Annotated in this window: 17 protein-coding genes; 13 read left to right on the top strand and 4 right to left on the bottom strand. The window is 73.0% G+C overall.

Annotation, left to right across the window (positions count from 1 at the left end):
- Positions 1-6 precede the first annotated feature (6 nt).
- From ACZ6BB_RS35460 to ACZ6BB_RS35440, 5 genes are read left to right on the top strand one after another with little or no spacing between them, the layout of a single operon-like run.
- Entirely contained in the window at positions 7-1197 is a 1191-nt protein-coding gene (locus ACZ6BB_RS35460) for an STM4014 family protein (RefSeq protein WP_471619234.1), read from the top strand.
- Positions 1198-1216: 19 nt separating this feature from the next.
- Positions 1217-2023 (top strand): STM4013/SEN3800 family hydrolase, encoded by an 807-nt coding sequence (locus ACZ6BB_RS35455; protein ID WP_471619262.1) that lies wholly within the window; start codon positions 1217-1219, stop codon positions 2021-2023.
- Positions 2020-3378: an STM4012 family radical SAM protein gene (locus ACZ6BB_RS35450; protein WP_471619233.1), complete on the top strand. Its 1359-nt coding sequence runs from the start codon at positions 2020-2022 to the stop codon at positions 3376-3378. Before ACZ6BB_RS35455 ends, ACZ6BB_RS35450 begins: the two co-directional genes overlap by 4 nt.
- 8 nt (positions 3379-3386) lie before the next feature.
- Positions 3387-4265 carry an STM4011 family radical SAM protein gene (locus ACZ6BB_RS35445; RefSeq protein WP_471619232.1) on the top strand — a complete coding sequence of 293 codons (879 nt, stop codon included), beginning with the start codon at positions 3387-3389 and terminating at the stop codon, positions 4263-4265.
- Positions 4262-5011: a thioesterase II family protein gene (locus ACZ6BB_RS35440; RefSeq protein WP_471619231.1), complete on the top strand. Its 750-nt coding sequence runs from the start codon at positions 4262-4264 to the stop codon at positions 5009-5011. Before ACZ6BB_RS35445 ends, ACZ6BB_RS35440 begins: the two co-directional genes overlap by 4 nt.
- A 33-nt stretch (positions 5012-5044) precedes the next feature.
- On the opposite strand, the gene ACZ6BB_RS35435 is transcribed toward ACZ6BB_RS35440, so the two are convergent.
- Positions 5045-5758: a response regulator gene (locus ACZ6BB_RS35435; RefSeq protein ID WP_471619230.1), complete on the bottom strand. Its 714-nt coding sequence runs from the start codon at positions 5756-5758 to the stop codon at positions 5045-5047.
- Positions 5755-7458 carry a sensor histidine kinase gene (locus ACZ6BB_RS35430; RefSeq protein ID WP_471619229.1) on the bottom strand — a complete coding sequence of 568 codons (1704 nt, stop codon included), beginning with the start codon at positions 7456-7458 and terminating at the stop codon, positions 5755-5757. Before ACZ6BB_RS35430 ends, ACZ6BB_RS35435 begins: the two co-directional genes overlap by 4 nt.
- Before the next feature lie 290 nt (positions 7459-7748).
- Here ACZ6BB_RS35430 and ACZ6BB_RS35425 point away from each other — a divergent pair, with 290 nt between their 5' ends.
- The 3 genes from ACZ6BB_RS35425 to ACZ6BB_RS35415 are packed head-to-tail and all read left to right on the top strand — an operon-like array spanning position 7749 to position 10787.
- Positions 7749-8732 (top strand): Bug family tripartite tricarboxylate transporter substrate binding protein, encoded by a 984-nt coding sequence (locus ACZ6BB_RS35425; RefSeq protein ID WP_471619261.1) that lies wholly within the window; start codon positions 7749-7751, stop codon positions 8730-8732.
- Entirely contained in the window at positions 8729-9271 is a 543-nt protein-coding gene (locus ACZ6BB_RS35420; protein ID WP_471619228.1) for a tripartite tricarboxylate transporter TctB family protein, read from the top strand. Before ACZ6BB_RS35425 ends, ACZ6BB_RS35420 begins: the two co-directional genes overlap by 4 nt.
- Position 9272: 1 nt before the next feature.
- A complete protein-coding gene (locus ACZ6BB_RS35415) occupies positions 9273-10787 on the top strand; it encodes a tripartite tricarboxylate transporter permease (RefSeq protein WP_471619227.1) in 1515 nt (504 codons plus the stop codon).
- Between the two features lie 15 nt (positions 10788-10802).
- Here ACZ6BB_RS35415 and ACZ6BB_RS35410 read toward each other — a convergent pair whose 3' ends face one another.
- Positions 10803-11330, bottom strand: coding sequence for a hypothetical protein (locus ACZ6BB_RS35410; protein WP_471619226.1), 528 nt, complete (start codon positions 11328-11330; stop codon positions 10803-10805).
- A 317-nt stretch (positions 11331-11647) separates the two neighbouring features.
- Here ACZ6BB_RS35410 and ACZ6BB_RS35405 point away from each other — a divergent pair, with 317 nt between their 5' ends.
- The 3 genes from ACZ6BB_RS35405 to ACZ6BB_RS35395 all read left to right on the top strand — a co-directional run bounded on the left by ACZ6BB_RS35405 (position 11648) and on the right by ACZ6BB_RS35395 (position 15532).
- Positions 11648-13570 (top strand): AMP-dependent synthetase/ligase, encoded by a 1923-nt coding sequence (locus tag ACZ6BB_RS35405; RefSeq protein WP_471619225.1) that lies wholly within the window; start codon positions 11648-11650, stop codon positions 13568-13570.
- A 153-nt stretch (positions 13571-13723) separates the two neighbouring features.
- Complete coding sequence (locus ACZ6BB_RS35400) at positions 13724-14158, top strand: hypothetical protein (RefSeq protein WP_471619224.1); 435 nt, start codon at positions 13724-13726, stop codon at positions 14156-14158.
- Positions 14159-14284: 126 nt separating this feature from the next.
- A complete protein-coding gene (locus ACZ6BB_RS35395; protein WP_471619223.1) occupies positions 14285-15532 on the top strand; it encodes a DUF4032 domain-containing protein in 1248 nt (415 codons plus the stop codon).
- A gap of 31 nt (positions 15533-15563) precedes the next feature.
- On the opposite strand, the gene ACZ6BB_RS35390 is transcribed toward ACZ6BB_RS35395, so the two are convergent.
- Positions 15564-16436 (bottom strand): universal stress protein, encoded by an 873-nt coding sequence (locus ACZ6BB_RS35390; protein WP_471619222.1) that lies wholly within the window; start codon positions 16434-16436, stop codon positions 15564-15566.
- A gap of 57 nt (positions 16437-16493) precedes the next feature.
- Between ACZ6BB_RS35390 and ACZ6BB_RS35385 the strand changes: the two genes are divergently transcribed.
- Positions 16494-16850 carry a VOC family protein gene (locus ACZ6BB_RS35385; RefSeq protein WP_471619221.1) on the top strand — a complete coding sequence of 119 codons (357 nt, stop codon included), beginning with the start codon at positions 16494-16496 and terminating at the stop codon, positions 16848-16850.
- Positions 16851-16947: 97 nt separating this feature from the next.
- On the top strand, positions 16948-18624 hold the full coding sequence (locus ACZ6BB_RS35380; protein ID WP_471619220.1) for an NAD(P)/FAD-dependent oxidoreductase: 1677 nt from the start codon (positions 16948-16950) through the stop codon (positions 18622-18624).
- Positions 18625-18639: the final 15 nt, after the last annotated feature.

The raw sequence follows: 18639 nt of genomic DNA, 5'->3' as shown, positions 1-18639 counted from the left end.
GGCGGCATGTCCGGTTGGAGCGGTGCGGCGGGGGCGGGTCCCGGCCCGTACCGGTGGGTGGTCGTCGGAAACGGGGAGAACCGGCGGGTCGGGCTGTTCCGCGCGGCGGCCGAGGCGGCCGGCGTGGGCACGCCGCGGGTCGTCGAGTGGCGGGACGTGCTGCGCGACGGCGGCCACGTGTTCGCCGACGACGAGGTCGTACGGCTGGACTCGCCGGGCGAGAACGCCGAGGTGGACCGGCTGTTGCGGGGCGTCGGCGATCCCACCCGGGTGGAGGGCTCGGCCACCTGGTACGGCCGTTTCCTGGCCGCGGTGGGGTCGTTGCGGGGCGGGCTGCGACTGGACGATCCGGCGGATCTGCCGGTGCTGTTCGACAAGCGGCTGTGCCACGCCCGGCTCGACGCGGCGGGCGTCCCGGTGCCCCCGTCGCCCACCTCGGGCGGCGCGTGGCCGGTGCGCGGCTGGGACGACGTGCGGGCGGCGATGCGGGAGCACGGCATGCCGCGGGTCTTCGTGAAGCCGGCCCACGGGTCCTCAGCGTCCGGGGTGCTGGCCGTGGAGTCGTCGGCGAGCGGGCGGATCAGGGCCACCACCTCCGTGGAGGTCGCCGCCGACGGCGGGCTGCGCGCCCCGCTCCGGCTGCACAACTCGCTGCGTGTGCGGCGCTACTCGCACGAGCGGGAGATCGCCGGCATCGTCGACGTGCTCGCGGCCGACGGCCTGCACATCGAGCGCTGGCTGCCGAAGGCGTCCGCGCACGGCAGGTCCGCCGATCTGCGGGTGCTGGTCGTGGCGGGCCGGGCCACGCACGCCGTCGTGCGCACCAGCCGCTTCCCCATGACCAATCTCCATCTGGGCGGGGCGCGGGGCGATCTCACGTCGGTCGTGGAGGCGGCGGGCGACCGCTGGCGGCAGGCGCTCGACATCTGCGAGCGGGCCGCCGCCTGCTTCCCCGGCACGCTGAGCGTCGGCGTGGACCTGCTCCCGGCGATCGGCTGGCGCCGGTTCGCCGTGGGCGAGGTCAACGCGTTCGGTGATCTGCTGCCCCGGCTGACCGGGCTGCCCGGCGGCCCGGCGGAGGGTTTGGACACCTACGCGGCGCAGCTCGCCGCCGTGCGCGCAGCCCTGTCCCCGGGCCCCTCCCGCACGACCCCCTCGCACCACCCCCACGCAAGGAACGACCATGCACCCTTCTGACCCGGCCGGCGCCCCCGACATGAACGAGGTCGTGGGCCGCGACGACCTGCTGCTGCTCACCCTCGACACCCTGCGGTACGACGTGGCGGCGGAGCTGGCCGCGGCGGGCCGGCTGCCGAACCTGGCCGGTCGTCTGCCGGGCGGCGCCTGGGAGAAGCGGCACGCGCCCGGCAGCTTCACCTATGCCTCGCACCAGGCGATGTTCGCGGGTTTCCTGCCGACCCCGGCGACGCCGGGACCGCATCCGCGGCTCTTCGCCGGCCGGTTCGCCGGCAGCGAGACGACCGCGGGCCGCACGTTCGTCTTCGACAGCCCCGACCTGGTGTCGGCGCTGGCCGAGCACGGCTACCGCACGGTGTGCGTCGGCGGTGTCGGCTTCTTCAACAAGCAGGGGGCCCTCGGCAGCGTCCTGCCGGACCTGTTCCAGGAGAGCCACTGGGAGCCGGAGTTCTCCGTGGCGTCCCCGACGTCCTTCGAGTCCCAGGTGGCCCGCGCCGAACGGATCGTTGCCGAACTGCCCGCCGGACAGCGGCTGTTCCTGTTCCTCAACGCCTCGGCGCTGCATCAGCCCAACTGGTTCCATCTGCCGGGCGCCACCCGGGAGGCGGGCGACAGCCTGGTCACGCACGCGGCGGCCCTGGAGTACGTCGACCGGCACATCGGGCGGCTCTTCACCGCGATGAGTTCGCGGCGCCGCTGCTTCGCCGTCGTCTGCTCCGACCACGGAACCACCTACGGCGAGGACGGCTACACCGGACACCGGCTCGGTCACGAGGCCGTGTGGACCGTCCCCTACAGCCACTTCTTCCTGGAGCCGTCCGCATGACCGTCACCGTGACCGACATCGACACCCCCGCGTCGCGGCGCCCCTATCAGCACTACGTGTACGCCTACCCGCACAAGACGGCGTACCGGAAGCTGCCCGGGGCCCCGCGGCTGGCGGAGCTGTGGGCCGGGGAGTCCCGGCAGGCGCTGTCGCTGTACGCGCACATCCCGTTCTGCGAGGTGCGGTGCGGCTTCTGCAACCTCTTCACCCGCATCGGCGCGCCCGACGGACTGACCGGCCGCTATCTCGACGCCCTCGAACGGCAGGCGATCGCGGTGCGGGAGGCTCTCGGGGACGCGGAGCCGGTGCGGTTCGCCAACGCCGCCTTCGGCGGTGGCACGCCGACCTATCTGGAGGCCGCCGAGCTGGAGCGGCTGTGCGACATCGCCGAGCGGCACCTGGGCGCGGACCTGCGGGCGATCCCGCTGTCGGTGGAGGCGTCCCCCGCCACGGCGACGGCCGACCGGCTGGCGGTCCTGGCCGAGCGGGGCACCACACGGCTGAGCCTCGGTGTGCAGAGCTTCGTGGCCGAGGAGGCCCGTGCGGCCGTACGCCCGCAGCGGCGGTCCGACGTGGAGGCGGCGCTCGCCCGGATCCGCGACGCCGCCCTGCCCGTCCTCAACATCGACCTGATCTACGGCATCGACGGGCAGACGGCGGCCAGTTGGCGGCTGTCCCTCGACGCGGCCCTCGCCTGGCGGCCGGAGGAGATCTATCTCTATCCGCTGTACGTCCGGCCGTTGACGGGGCTCGGGCGCCACGCGGACCCGGCGGTCGCGGACCGCGAGTGGGACGAGAGCCGGCTGCGGCGCTACCGCGAGGGCCTGGACCATCTGCTCGCGCACGGCTACGAGCAGGTCTCCATGCGGATGTTCCGCCGCACGGACGCGCCGGCGCAGGGCCCGGACGACCACGCCTGCCAGACCGACGGCATGATCGGCCTGGGCTGCGGCGCCCGGTCGTACACGTCGAGGCTGCACTACTCCTTCGACTACGCGGTCGGCATGAGCCGGATCCGGACGATCATCGACGACTACACCGCCACCGAGGACTTCGGGCGCGCCGTGCACGGCCGGGCGGTCGACGAGGACGAGGCGCGGCGGCGTCATCTGCTGCAGTCGCTGCTCCAGGCCCGGGGGATGCCGGTGGCGGACTACCGGCGGCGGTTCGGATCGGACCCGTACGCGGACTTCCCCGCGGAGCTGGAGCTGCTGGCCGGGCGCGGCTGGCTGGCGGAGGCGGGCGAGGGGCTGCTGCGCCTGTCCGACGAGGGGCTGGCCCACTCGGACGCCATCGGGCCCGGCTTCTTCTCCCCCGCCGTCCGGGCCGCGATGGCCGAGTACGAGCTGAGGTGACGGAGCCCATGGACCTGACGATCCTGTACCGGGGCCCCCTCGCCTCCTGCGACTACGACTGCCCCTACTGCCCGTTCGCCAAGCGCCGCGACTCCCCGGACCGGCTGCGGGCCGACCGCGCGGCCCTGGACCGCTTCACCACCTGGGCCCGGGCCCAGGGCGGGGACCGGCTGTCGGTGCTCTTCACACCGTGGGGCGAGGGGCTGACCCGCTCCTGGTACCGCGAGGCGCTGGTCGGCCTCTCCCACGAGCCGCACATCGACCGGGTGGCGATCCAGACGAACCTCAGCTGCCGCACGGAGTGGCTGACGCGGGCCGACCGGGACACGGTGGCCCTGTGGTGCACGTACCACCCCGGGCAGACCCCGTACGAGCGGTTCCTCGACAAGACGCGCCGGCTGTCCGGGACGGGTATCCGGTTCAGCGTGGGGATCGTCGGGCTGCCCGAGCATCTGGAGCACGCCCGGCGGCTGCGCGGGGAGCTGCCGGAGGAGGTGTACCTGTGGGTGAACGCCGCCGAGGGTCACACCTACAGCGACGAGGAGGCGGCGGTGTGGAGCGGGCTCGATCCCCTCTTCCCCTTCAGCCGTCATCCGCACCGCTCGGCGGGCCGCGCCTGCCGTACGGGTTCGACGGTCGTGTCGGTGGACGGCGAGGGGACGGTGCGGCGCTGCCACTTCGTCAAGGCGGAGCTGGGCAACCTCTACGACGGTTCCTTCCGTGCGGCGCTCGCGCCCCGCCCGTGCCCGCTGTCCGTCTGCGACTGCCACATCGGGTACGTCCACCTGGAGACACTGCCCCTGTACGACGTCTTCGCGGGCGGTGTGCTGGAACGCGTACCGACGCCGGAAGCGCGACTGGGAATCGGAAAGCGAGTGGGTTCATGACCTCAGCGGTCGACGGCGGCGCGTGGATCCGTCGTTACCGGCCCGCCCCCGAAGCGGCGGTCCGGCTGCTGTGCCTCCCGCACGCGGGCGGCTCGGCCGGCTCCTACCTGCCCATGGCGCGTGCCCTGGCCCCGCGGGCCGATGTGCTGGCCGCCCAGTATCCGGGGCGCCAGGACCGGTACGCCGAGCCGCCGACGACGAGCGTCCGGGAGCTGGCCGAGCGGGTGGTCGAGGCCGTCGGCGGGGACGACGACCGTCCGCTCGCCCTCTTCGGCCACAGCATGGGCGCGGTGGTCGCCCACGAGGCGGCGCTGCGGCTGGAGGCGGCCGGCCGGGCCCCGGTCCGGCTGTTCGTGTCGGGTCGGCGCGCTCCCTCGGTGATCCGGGAACGCAGGAGCCTGCACCGGGCGAGCGACGCGGGGCTGCTGGCGGCCGTCCGCGCGCTGAACGGCACCGGCAGCGAGGTCTTCGAGGACGAGGAGTTGCTCCGGCTCGTCCTGCCGGCCCTGCGCGGCGACTACACGGCCCTGGAGACGTACGAGCCGCGCCCCGGCGACCGGCTGGCCTGCCCGGTCACCGTCCTCACCGGTGACGCCGATCCCGTGACCCCGGTGGCGGACGCGCGGGCCTGGGCGGACCACACCGACGGGCCGACGGAGGTGTGCGTGTTCCCCGGCGGCCACTTCTTCCTCAACGACCGGCCGGGGGAGGTCGTCGACGTCGTGCGACGGCACCTGGGGCTGTAGTGCCGGGGGGCCGCCGGGGCCGGTGCGGGGCCGTCACAACCGCCAGCTGTACCGGCGCTCCGGCCGCCCGGCCACTCCGTAGCGCAGGGAGACGTCCGCGCTGCCGATGCCGTGGAAGTACTCCAGGTAGCGGCGGGCGCTGACGCGGGAGATGCCGGTGAGGGTGGCGCACTCGGTGGCGGAGAGGCTGCCGTCGGTGCCGCGGAGGGTGCCTTCGATGAGTTCGGCGGTCTCGACGCTCATGCCCTTGGGCAGGGCGCCGGCCGCCGAGGCGGGTGCGGCGGCTCCGGCGAGGACGCGGTCGACGTCGGCCTGGCCGCGGACGACGGTGGTGAGCAGGCGGCCGCGCTGGGCCGCGTACCGCTGGAGCCGGGAGCACAGTTCCTCGAACTCGAAGGGCTTGAGGAGGTAGTCGACGACGCCGTGGCGGACCGCTCCGCGCACGCTGTCGGCCTCCCGGGCGGCGCTGATGACCATGACGTCGCAGTCGTGGCCGGCGGTGCGCAGCCGGGGTATGACGTCGAGGCCGAAGCCGTCGGGCAGGTAGAGGTCGAGCAGGACCAGGTCGGGGCGGAGTTCGTCGACGGCCAGCACCGCCTGTTCGCCGGTGCTGGCGACACCGACGACGCGGAAGGGCTCGACGCGTTCGACGAAGGTGCGGTGGACCCGGGCCACCATGAAGTCGTCGTCGACGACGAGCACGTCGATCGTGCCGGGCGGGCTGCTCGTGCCGTTCGTGCCGCTCATCGGGGCGCTCCTTCCGCCACCGCGTCGGCGAGGTGGCTGACGGTCATGCGGGCGGTGAACATGGCCCCGTCGGGGGTGTTGGTCACCGAGATCTCACCGCCGTGGCGTTCGCAGACCAGGCGGGTGAGGGCCAGGCCGATGCCGCGTTCGCCTTCGCGCGCGGCCTTGGTGGTGAAGCCGTGGGAGAAGACCTCACGGGCGAGTTCGGGGGCCACGCCGGGACCCGAGTCACGGACGACGATCTCCACGCTGGAGGCGTCCTGGCGCAGTTCCACCTCGACCCATGCCTCGTGGCCGTCGGGGACGGTCGTGGTGGCGGCCGCGTCCACGGCGTTGTCGACGAGGTTGCCGACGACGGTCGCCACGTCGGCGGCGTCCGCGGGGGCGAGCCGGTCGAGCGCGGTGCTCTCCGAGATGCGCAGGGTGACCCGGCGTTCGGCGGCGAGGGAGGTCTTCGCCGTGAGCAGGGCGGCGACGGCGGTGTCGCGGACGCGGCGGCTGAGGGTGACGTCGAGGGAGTGGCGGTGGCGGCTCAGCGCGCGGATGTAGTGGACGACCTCGTCCTGTTCGCCGATCTGGATGAGTCCGGAGATGGTGTGCAGCTGGTTGGCGAACTCATGGGCCTGGGCGCGCAGCAGTTCGGCGGAGCTGCGGAAGGAGCCGATCTCCCGTTCGAGCCGGGCCAGCTCGGTGCGGTCCCGCAGCGTGGTGACGGAGCCGAGATGGCGGCCGTCCTTGGTGACGGTCATCCGGTTCATCACCAGCACCCGGCCCCGGCGGACGACCACCTCGTCCCGCCGGTCGGCCGCGGCGTCGTCACCGCGGCTCCCCGCACCCCCCTCACGAGCCCGGGTCACGCCTCCGCCGGCGCTCGTCCCGCCGTCGCGGACGCCGCCCCCCGCCTCCTGCGCTCCCACCAGGACGTCCCGCAGCCGCCCCTCCACGCCGAGGTCGGCCAGGCTCTTGCCGACGCAGTCCCCGGGCAGGTCGAGCAGGCGCCGGCCCATCTCGTTGGCGAGGGTGAGCCGGTGCTGGGGGTCGAGGGCGATCACGCCCTCGGCGATGCCGTAGAGCATGGCCTCGCGGTGTTCCGCGAGGCCGGCGATCTCCTGCGGTTCCAGGCCGAGGGTCTGCCGTTTGACGCGCCGGGCCAGCAGCCAGGAACCGGCGAGGCCGAGGCCGCTGGCGATGCCGAGGTAGGCGAGGAGGTAGGAGGAGGCTCCGCTGAGGCGCTGCCACACGGTCGGGGCGGCCTCGCCGATCATCACCGTGCCCAGCAGCCGGCCCAGGTCGTCGACCGTCGCGCCGAGCACGGGGACCTGGGCGACCAGTTCGCGGTTGCCGTCGAAGGTCAGCGGGCCGGACCAGCCACGGCCCGCCACCGCGCCCTCGTCGGCGGGCATCGTGTCGCCGATCACGGTGGGGTCGGTGGAGCTGACGATGCGGCCGTCGACGTCGGCGACCGTGACGGACGTGACCCCCGACTGGGTCTGGACGGAGTTCACCAGCGGCGCCAGCACCTCGTGCGCGACGGGCTGGGCGAGCCGGTCACGGACCAGGGGATTCGCGGCGAGCTGCTCGGCGAGGGCGGTGACCCGGCGTCCCTCGACCCGGTTGAAGGTGGCCGCCGACTGCGTGAGCGAGACCGCCGCGACCGCCAGCAGCACCACCACGACGATGGCGAGCTGGAGGACCAGCATCTCGCCTGCGAGGGTATGGCGGCGGAACACCACGACGGACTCTTCTCTCGTGCCGACACGTTGTCAGGCGGCTCGGGCGCCGGCCTGTGCGGTGGGTCGCACAATCATGGCGCCCGGTCCCGATCCGGGAAAGGGAGGTGTGCGGGACGTGCTCATACGGTGACAGGGGCCGTGACCACTACGACCACAACCACCGTTGTTTGCGCAACCGAGTCAGCTCCGCCCCACGCGGGCACGATGTGGCCCAGGTCACCTTCCCCCCTCGACCCGACCGACAGGTGGTGGCATTCGTGCGGCTGCGCACCCCCCTCGCCCTGCTCGGGGCGGCCGCCCTCGTGCTCGTGGGGCCGCCGCTGCTGACGACCGGCAGCGGCGGCGAGACCGGCACCCAGATCCCGGGCCTGCGTTTCATGGTGCCGAACACGCCCGGCGGCGGCTACGACATCACGGCCCGGACGGCCGCGAAGAACGCCGAGGAAGCCGGGCTCACCCACAACATCGAGGTGTTCAACCTGCCCGGGGCCGGCGGCACGGTCGGTCTGAGCCGGCTGGTCGGCGAGCACGGCAACGGCAGGCTCGCGATGTCGATGGGCCTCGGCGTCGTGGGCGCCGTCCGCTCCAACGACGCGCCGAAGACGCTCGCCGACACCACACCGATCGCCCGCCTCACCGAGGAGCAGGACGTCGTGGTGGTCGCGAAGGACTCGCCGTACAAGACGGTCGACGATTTGATCGGGGCGTGGAAGGAGGACCCGGGCGAGCTGCCGGTGGGCGGCGGGTCGGCGCCGGGCGGGCCGGACCATCTGGCGCCGATGCTGATGGCGCGGGCCGCGGGGATCGCGCCGAAGGACGTCAACTACGTCCCCTTCGACGGCGGCGGCGAACTGCTCGCCTCGATCCTCGGCGACAAGGTCGCCTTCGGGGTGTCAGGGGTCGGCGAGTACCTGGACCAGATCAGGGCGGGCGAGCTGCGGCTGCTCGCGGTGACGGGCCCGAAGCGGGTGGCCGGGCTGGACGCGCCCACCCTCCAGGAGGCGGGCTACGACGTGAACTTCACCAACTGGCGCGGCATCGTGGCCCCGCCCGGTCTCACCGACGCCCAGCGCGGCAAACTCACCCGGCTGATCGAGGAACTGCACGACTCACCTCAGTGGCGGCAGTCGTTGAAGCGACACGGCTGGGACGACGCCTTTCTGACCGGCGACGAGTTCGGCGCGTTCCTGGACGCCCAGGACAAACGCGTGGTGTCGGTGCTGAAGGAGCTGGGGCTGTGACGACGGACACCGAAACCACCGGCACTCCCCCGCCGTCCGCCGAGCGCCGCACCTGGCTGCGCGACCACTCCGAACTGGGGGTCTGTGTCCTGCTGCTTGCCCTCGGCGTCCTGGTCCTGACCGACGCGCTGACCATGGACGTCGACATCGCCCAGCGCGGGCCGGTGGGGCCGAGGACCGTGCCGGTCGTGGTCGGCGCCGGGCTGCTGGTGATCGCCGCGCTGCTCGCGGTGGACGTGGTGCGGGGCGGCCGGGGCCAGGCCGAGGGGGGCGAGGACATCGACCTGTCCGAGCCCGCCGACTGGCGCACGGTGCTGCTGCTCGCCGGGGTGTTCCTCGGCGCGGCCGTCCTCATCGAACCGCTCGGCTTCCCCGTGGCGGGCGCCCTGCTGTTCTGGGGCGCGGCCTACGCGCTCGGCAGCCGGCACCTGGACCGCGACCCGCTGATCGCGGCCGTCGTCTCCCTGGTCACGTACGTCCTGTTCGACAACCTGCTCGGGGTGCCGCTGCCGGGCGGCCCGCTGATGGGAGTGCTGTGACATGGACGCCCTCACCTCCCTCCTGGACGGCTTCGGCACGGCCCTGACGCCGGTCAACATCCTGTGGGCCGCGGTCGGTGTGCTGCTGGGCACGGCGATCGGTGTGCTGCCCGGTATCGGGCCCGCCATGGCGGTCGCGCTGCTGCTGCCGGTGACGTACGGGCTGGACCCGGTGGGCGCGTTCATCATGTTCGCGGGCATCTACTACGGCGCGATGTTCGGCGGATCCACCACCTCGATCCTCCTCAACACCCCCGGGGAGAGCGCGGCCGTGGTCGCGGCCATGGAGGGGCATCCGATGGCCAGGTCCGGGCGCGGCGCGCAGGCGCTCGCGGCGGCCGCCGTCGGGCACTTCGCGGGCGGCATGGTCGGCACGCTCCTGCTGGTGGCGCTCGCGCCGACGGTCGCCGACCTGGCCGTGGACATCGGCGCCCCGGACTACTTCGCGATCATGGTGCTGGCGTTCATCGCCGTGACGTCCGTCCTCGGCTCCTCCCGGATCCGCGGACTCGCCTCCCTGCTGATCGGTCTCACCATCGGCCTGGTGGGGCTGGACCAGATGACCGGCCAGCAGCGTCTGACCTTCGGCTCCCTCCAGCTCGCCGACGGCATCGACGTGGTGATCGTCGCGGTCGGTCTGTTCGCCATCGGCGAGGCGCTGTGGGTCGCGGCCCATCTGCGGCGCAGTCCGCCCGAGCCGATACCGGTGGGCCGTCCGTGGCTCGGCCGCGCCGATGTGCGGCGGAGCTGGCGGTCGTGGCTGCGGGGCCCGTTCATCGGCTTCCCGTTCGGCGCGATCCCGGCGGGCGGCGCCGAGATCCCCACGTTCCTGTCGTACGTCACCGAGAAGCGGCTGTCGAAGCACCCGGACGACTGGGGCAAGGGCGCCATCGAGGGCGTCGCGGGCCCGGAGTCGGCCGCCTCGGCCTCGGCGGCGGGCACCCTGGTCTCCATGCTGACCCTCGGGCTGCCGACCACGGCGGTCGCGGCGGTCATGCTGGCCGCCTTCCAGCAGTACGGCATCCAGCCGGGCCCCCTGCTCTTCGAACGCGAGCCCGACCTGGTGTGGGGCCTGATCGCCTCGCTCTTCGTCGGCATGGTGCTGCTGCTCGCGCTCAACCTGCCGCTGGCCCCGCTGTGGGCGAAGCTGCTGCGCATCCCGCGCCCGTACCTCTACGCGGGCATCCTCTTCTTCGCCGCGGTCGGCGCTTACGCGGTCGGCGGTGAGGTGATCGACCTCGTGATCCTGCTGATCATCGGCCTGATCGGGTTCGGCATGCGCCGCTACGGGCTGCCGGTGCTGCCGGCCGTCATCGGCGTGATCCTCGGCCCGAACGCCGAGCAGCAGTTGCGCCGCGCCCTCCAGATCAGCGACGGCAGCGTCACCGGCCTGGTGAACACGCCGTTCTCGGTGACGGTGTACGCGATCATCGCCGTACTGCTGGCCTGGCCGCTGCTGAAGCGGCTGTTCCCCGGCGCCCGGGACCGCCACCGCACGCCCGCCGGCACCGGGTGAGCCCCGGGGCGGGGTTCAGCCCGCCGCCCCCCGCTCCGCCTCCTCGTGCAGGAACGCGCTGATCTGCCCGGCGATGCCCTCCCGGCCCGGGCCGGCCGCCGGGTCGAGGAGGTCCTCGTCGATCCCGATGCCGCCGGACCACAGGTACCGCTCGGTCCACTCCTCGTCGACCCGCAGCTGGACCTGGATGTCGAACTGCGTGAGGTGGGCCTCGGGAGCCGCCGCGTAGAGCACGGAGGTGGCGCGGCGCAGCGGGTAGAGGTCGAAGCCCTCGATGAACCGGGAGTTGCGCCAGTCGAGGAAGGCGCTCTCGCCGTCGGGGCCGGTGCGGATGTCGAGCTGGCCGTCCTCCAGGTGCAGGCCGACGTGTTCGGCGCCTCGGTTCTCCACCGTCACCCGGAACCGGAAGTACGCGAGGCCCTCGGCGGCGTCGTCGCGGCCCCGTGGGGGTTCGGCGCACTCGACCTGGTGGACGCGCACGCGCAGGCCGGCCAGGTCACCGTCGTACTCCTGCCAGTCCCCGATCACATTGGGCTCGCGCACCGTCCACCTCTCCACATCGGCGGGACCTCTCCCGCGTTCGCGCGCACCACAGTGCCACACCCGTCGGACGTCCGGGTTCGACGCATTACCGCCGGTCAGAGGTGATCAAGCCGTGTGCAGCGACGATTGCCGGGAGGGCCTCGCGCGGGCGGGTGCGCACGTGCCGCACATCACGTCCACGGCCCACAGTGCGGATGGGGCGGCGGCCGACTTGCCGATTCCCCGCGCGCGACGCCGTGGCCGTACGCTACGTTCGATCACCGCCGGTTGGCGCACCGCTCGGCGAGGTCGCGTGCAGGGAAGGTTCTGAGCGTCGCATGGGCAACTTCGGTCTTGCTCCACCGACGGGGCCGGTCATGGCCGGAGGGCTGGCCGATCCGCTGTTCGAGACGGCACACCGTGATCCCGCGCTGCCGCAGATCGCGCGCCGCGACCCCGCCTTCCCGGGCACCTGGACCCGGGTGAGCGCGGCCGAGACGCGGGACGAAGTGGCCGATCTGGCCAAGGGGTTGATCGCCTCCGGGATCCGGCCGGGCAACCGGGTCGCCGTGATGGCCCGCACCCGGTACGAGTGGACGCTGCTCGCCGTCGCGTTGTGGGCCGTGGGCGCCGAGATCGTACCGGTCTGTCCCACGTCGTCGCGCGACCAGATCGAGTGGATCCTGCGGGACGCGGGCTGTGTGGGCGTGGTCGTCGAGGACGAACTGGGCGTGATGACGGTCGGTTCGGTGTGCGCCAAGCTGCCGCTGCTGCGCCACGTCTGGCAGTTGGACGCCGATTCCCTGCCGCGGCTCGTCGAGGCCGGCCGGGACGTGCCGGACGCGACGGTGGACTCGCTGCGCCGCATCGTGATGCCGGACTCCACGGCGGTGATCGCGTACACCTCCGGCACGACCGGTCACCCCCGGGGCTGCGCGCTCTCCCACCGCAGCCTGGCCAGCCCCTGCGACGTCCTGCTCGCCGGGTGGCGGCAGACGACCGCCGCGCCGGGCGAACAGCCCGCGATCCTGGCGTTCCTGCCGTTCTCGCACGTCTACGGCCTGATGATCCAGGGGATGTGTCTGCGCGGCGGGCTGCTCCTCGCGCACGAACCGGAGCCGACCGAGGAGGCCCTGTCCGCCGCTCTGCGGTCCTTCCGGCCTACGTTCCTCTTCGGTGTGCCCTATCTCTTCGAGAAGATCTACAAGAACTTCCTGCGCAAGGCCCAACAGGCCGGCAGGGGGCCGCTGTTCGAGCGCGCGGTACGCACCGCCCAGGACTACGCGCTCGCCGCCGAACGGCAGCGGCTGGGCACGGGCCCCGGCCCCGCCATGGACCTGAAGCTGCAACACGCGTTCTACGAGAAGACGGTGTACCGCAAGATGCGCGGGGCTCTCGGCGGCCGGGTGCGCGGCGGCTGCTCCGGCGGCTCCCCCCTCAACCGCGACCTCACGCTGTTCTACGCCGGCATCGGCATCCTCGTCCACGACGGGTACGGCCTCACCGAGACCGCCGGCGGCATCACCGCCCAGCCGGTGGGCCGGGAGAAGTTCGGCACCGTGGGCCGTCCGCTGCCGGGGACGGAGATCCGGGTGGCCCGGGACGGGGAGATCCTGGTCAACGGGCCCTCGGTGTTCCAGGGTTACGTCAACGACGAGGCGGGCACGCGGGCCGCGCTGCAGGACGGCTGGCTGGCCACGGGGGACATCGGACGGCTGGACAGCGAGGGGTATCTGTCGATCACCGGCCGCAAGAAGGAGATCATCATCACCAGCGGGGGCAAGGGCGTGGCCCCGGCACCGCTGGAGGAGCAGCTGCGGATGCATCCCCTGATCCACCAGGCGGTGGTCGTGGGCGACAACCGGCCGTGCGTGGGCGCCCTGCTCACCCTGGATCCGGAGTTCCTCGCGCACTGGCGGGGGTCGCTGTCCGCGCCGGGTGAGCTGCTGGGCCGGGAGGCACGGGAGGAGAACGCGCTGCGCCAGGAGGTGCTGCGGGCGATCGCGGCGGCCAACAGCACGGTGTCGCGCGCGGAGTCGATCCGTGTCTACCGCATCCTGCCCGAGCCCTTCGATCTCGCCAACGGCCTGCTCACCCCGTCGATGAAGCTGCGCCGGGACGCGATCGTGCGACGGTACGAGGCGGAGATCGAGGCGATGTACGCGACCTCGGCGCGGGCCCTCCGCCGCGGTGTGCCGGAGGAGTCCGGGGGTTGGGACGACTCGGACTCCGACGACGTCTTCCGCCGCGCCCGGCACTGACCGCACCGCCGTACCGACCACCGCCGTACCGACCACCGCCGTGACGACCGCACGACTGTGACGACCGCACCGCGGCACCGGCCGCACCGCCCGCACCGCCGTACGGAACCGAACAGAACGAACAACCGAACAGAACCAACAGGGGGACGATCCATGGCACGTATGGGGCCGAGAAAGCTGCTGACCACGGTGACGGCGCTCGGCGGCGGAGCCTTTCTGCTCGGAGCGGCGCTGCTCCGGCTGGAGACGCAATTGAACGGAGTGGCCGGGCAGTTCGTGGTCAGCCGGTGCCAGGTGTCCGAGTCGGACGGTGACGACGACTGGTCGTGCGAGGGGTCCTTCCGGGCCGGCGACGGCTCCTTCCGCATCCCGAGGGTCGAGGTCGACACCACGTTCGCGAGCAGGCCCACCGGGCTCGTGCCCGCCTACGTGGACGACGCGTCGTCGAGCACGGCCGTCGTGCGGGACAACGGCGTCTGGCTGTACCCGGGCGGCACCGGGCTGGTGTGCCTGGCCGTGGGCGGCTGGAACGTCCGGTCCGCGCTCGGACGGCGGGAGCCTGAGCCGACGGCTCCCACTCCCGCCTGACCACGGATCGGGCGGCTGTTGACGAAACGGTCCTCCGGATGGGGAGATGCTCCGGGCGGCAGCGGGAAACCGCTTCCCCACGAGCACTCCGCACCACCGTGAGACGAAGGCTGAGGACCAGGACCCATGGCACTGCAGATCAGCGCCACCAACCCGGAACACCCTGCGCTGCTGCTGGAACTGCCGTGGCACGTGCCGCTGGAGGAGTGGCCCGAGCACCATCTCGTGCCGCTCCCCCGCGGTATCTCCCGGCACGTCGTGCGCTACGCCCGGGCCGGCGACGAGGTCGTCGCCGTCAAGGAACTCGCCGAGCGGCCCGCCCTGCGCGAGTACGAGCTGCTGCGCGACCTGGACCGGCTCGGCATCCCGGCCGTGGACGCCCTCGGCGTGGTCACCGGCCGGCTCGACGAGGCGGGCGATCCCCTGGAGTCGGTGCTGATCACCCGGCACCTGGGCGGCTCGATGCCCTACCGCTCGATGTTCGAGACGACCATGCGTCCGGCCACCATGCACCGGCTGATGGACGCCCTCGCCGTCCTGCTGGTGCGGCTGCACCTGGCCGGGTTCGCGTGGGGCGACTGCTCGCTGTCCAACACGCTGTTCCGGCGGGACGCGGGCGCGTACGCGGCGTACCTGGTGGACGCCGAGACGGGCGATCTGCACCCGCGGCTCAGCTCCGGGCAGCGCGAGTACGACCTCGATCTCGCCCGGGTGAACATCAGCGGCGAACTGCTGGACCTGGAGGCGTCCGGCGCGCTGCACCCCTCGGTGGACCCCATCGAGTTCGGCAACGAGATCTGCTCGCGCTACCACGGGCTGTGGGAGGAGCTGACGCGCCGGTCGGTGTACCCGGCCGGGAAGTACCACTACATCGAGCGCCGGATCCGGCGTCTCAACGAACTCGGTTTCGACGTCGCCGAGATGCAGATCGAGCACGCCGACAACGGTGACACGGTGACCTTCGTGCCCAAGGTCGTCGACGCCGGGCACCACCAGCGGCAGCTGCTGCGGCTCACCGGTCTGGACACCGAGGAGAACCAGGCCCGGCGCCTCCTGAACGACCTGGAGAGCTGGATGGCCACCCAGGACGACTACGCCCCGGGCGACCCCCTCGGCGCCCGCCCCGAGGTGCTGGCCCACCGCTGGGTGCGGGAGGTGTTCCGCCCGACCGTGCGGGCCGTCCCGCTCGAACTGCGCGGCTCGATGGACGCGGCGGAGATCTACCACCAGCTCCTCGAACACCGCTGGTACCTGTCCGAGCGGGCCCAGCACGACATCGGCCTGGACATGGCGGTGAAGGACTACATCGACAACGTCCTGCCGAGGACCCTGGCGCTGCTGCCGCCCCCGGCGGAGGACGTCACCCCCATGTGAGCCGCCGGGCGGCCGGGACCGCCGGCCGCCCTCACCCGTGCGGGACCACGGCCACCGGGCAGCGCGCGTGGTGCAGGACCCCGTGGGTGACCGAACCGATCCGGGCCCCGACGGCCGTACGGCGGGCGCGGCGCCCGACCACCATCAGCTGTGCCCGGTGCGCCACGGACAGCAGCACCTGCCCGGCGCTGCCGATCTCCACGTGCTCGGTGACGGGCACCTCGGGGAACCTCTCCCGCCACGGCTCCAGCGCGGCGGCCAGCGCCTTCTTCTCGTACGGCTCCAGGCCGCCGGCCTCGTCGAGGAGCTTCAGCGAACCGGGGCTGTAGGCGTACAGCGGCGGCAGCGCCCACGCCCGGACCGCGCGCAGGGACGCCCCGCGGGCCGCCGCCGACTCGAAGGCGAACCGCAGGACGTCGGCGCTGTCCTCCGCCGTGCCCTGCTGGCCCACGACGATCTCACGTCCGGCGGCCTCGCCCGCCGGGCTGTCCTCGGCGCGGACGAGCACGACGGGACGCGGGGACTCCACGATCACCTGCTGTCCGACGGAGCCCAGCAGGAAGCCGATCACCGCGCCGTGCCCGCGCGAGCCGAGCACCAGCGCCTCGGCGGAGCCGGCGACGCCGGCCAGGATCTCGACCGGCGGGCCCTCCAGTAGTTCCGTCGTCACCGCCAGTCCAGAGTGGCGCTCGCGAACGCCTCGCGCCGCTTCGTCGAGGGCCTCCTCGGCCCACCGGGCCTGGCCGTCCCGGTCCACGGCGACCGCCTCGTGCGGCTCCCACTGCCACGCGTGCACCACCCGCAGCGCCAGGCCCCGGCGTACGGCCTCCCGGCCGGCCCACGCCAGCGCGGCGAGGCTCTCGGGCGTACCGTCCACTGCGGCGGTGATCGGGCGCGTCGTCATCGCCCACCTCTCTGTAGTCACATGGCTGACGGGCCCAGTCTTCACTACGCTCGCCGCATGACTCTGGAGTGGGAGCAGTTGGTGGTGGACGCGGCCGATCCGGCGGCCCTCGGGCGCTGGTGGGCGCAGGCGCTCGGCTGGGTCGTCGTCGACGACTCCCCCGAGGAGTACGAGATCCGTCCGGCCCCGGACCGCCTCCCCGGACTGCTGTTCGGACGCGATCCGGGGGCGAAGACCGTCAAGAACCGGCTGCACCTCGACTTCCGCCCCGACGACCAGGCCGCGGAGGTCAGCCGCCTCCTCGCCCTCGGGGCCCGGCACGCGGACGTCGGACAGAGCGGCGAGGAGCCGTGGGTGGTGCTCGCGGACCCGGAGGGCAACGAGTTCTGCGTACTGGCCCCGCGCAGGAGCTGAACCCCCGGCGAAGGGCTCCGGCCTGCGGCCGAGCGGAAACCGAGCGAACCCGTACGGTCGAACATACGATGGGCCCATTGGCTCGGGGTGGAGGCGTATGACTCAGGCGGTCGGTCCGGCGCGGAACGTGATCCTCACGGTGGATGACGATCCCGGGGTGTCGCGTGCGGTGGCCCGGGACCTGCGGCGCAGGTACGGCGAGTCGTACCGGATCGTGCGGGCGGAGTCCGGGCGGTCGGCTCTGGAGGCCCTGCGGGAGCTGAAGCTGCGCGGGGACCAGGTGGCGGTGATCCTGGCCGACTACCGCATGCCGGAGATGAACGGCATCGAGTTCCTGGAACAGGCCCTGGACGTCTATCCGGGCGCGCGGCGCGTCCTGCTGACCGCCTATGCCGACACCGGCGCGGCGATCGACGCGATCAACGTCATCGACCTCGACCACTACCTGCTGAAACCGTGGGACCCGCCGGAGGAGAAGCTCTACCCGGTCCTGGACGACCTGCTGCAGGCATGGCGGGCCGCCGACCGCAGCTGTGTGGGCATCACGAAGGTGGTCGGGCACCGGTGGTCGGCGCGGTCGTCCGGCGTACGCGAGTTCCTGGCGCGCAACCAGGTGCCCTACCGCTGGTTCTCGTCGGACGAACCGGAGGGACGGCGGCTGCTCGCGGCGGCCGGCGCGGACGGGCGACGGCTGCCGCTGGTCGTCACCCCGGACGGCACACCGCTGCTCGCGCCGGAGGACCCGGAGCTGGCCGAGCGGGTGGGGCTGGCCACGACACCGGCCCAGGACTTCTACGACCTGGTGGTCATCGGCGGCGGACCGGCCGGGCTGGGCTCGGCCGTGTACGGGGCCTCGGAGGGACTGCGGACCCTGCTCGTGGAGAGGTCGGCCACGGGCGGACAGGCCGGACAGAGTTCACGCATCGAGAACTACCTGGGCTTCCCCGACGGGGTCTCCGGCGGGCAGCTCACCGGCCGGGCCCGGCGCCAGGCCACCAAGTTCGGGGCGGAGATCCTCACCGCCCGCGAGGTGAGCGGTCTGGAGGTGAACGGGGCGGCCCGGACCGTGCGCTTCTCCGACGGCTCGGCCGTCGCCGCGCACAGCGTGATCCTGGCGACCGGCGTGTCGTACCGCCAGCTCGCCGCGCCGGGCTGCGCGGACCTCACCGGCTGCGGGGTGTTCTACGGCTCCGCGCTCACCGAGGCCGCCGGCTGCCAGGGCCACGACGTGTACATCGTCGGCGGCGCCAACTCGGCCGGCCAGGCCGCGATGTACCTCTCGCGGGGCGCCAAGTCGGTCACCCTGCTCGTCCGCGGGGACTCGCTCACCGCGTCGATGTCGCACTACCTGATCCAGCAGCTCGCCGAGGCGCCCAACATCTTCGTGCGCCCCGGCACGGTCGTCGAGGCCGCGCACGGCACGAACCAGCTCGAGCAGCTGACCCTCAAGGACCTGGCGAGCGGGCGCGAGGAACTCGTCGACGCCCAGTGGCTGTTCGTGTTCATCGGCGCCGAGCCGCACACCGACTGGCTGGAGGGGACCGTGCTCCGCGACGAGCGCGGGTTCATCGTGGCCGGGCCCGACATGACCGCCGACGGGGGCCCGCCGCCGGGCTGGGAGCTGGACCGGCCCCCGTACCACCTGGAGACCAATGTGCCCGGCGTGTTCGTCGCCGGGGACGCGCGGTCGGAGTCCGCGAAGCGGGTCGCGTCCGCCGTGGGAGAGGGAGCGATGGCCGTGATGCTGGTGCACAGGTATCTGGAGCAGTCATGACACCCGCAGGAGCGT

The organism is Streptomyces sp. NPDC041108, assembly GCF_055592645.1.
Note: the sequence above shows the minus strand (reverse complement) of the source record. Positions and strands in the feature narration are given on the sequence as shown.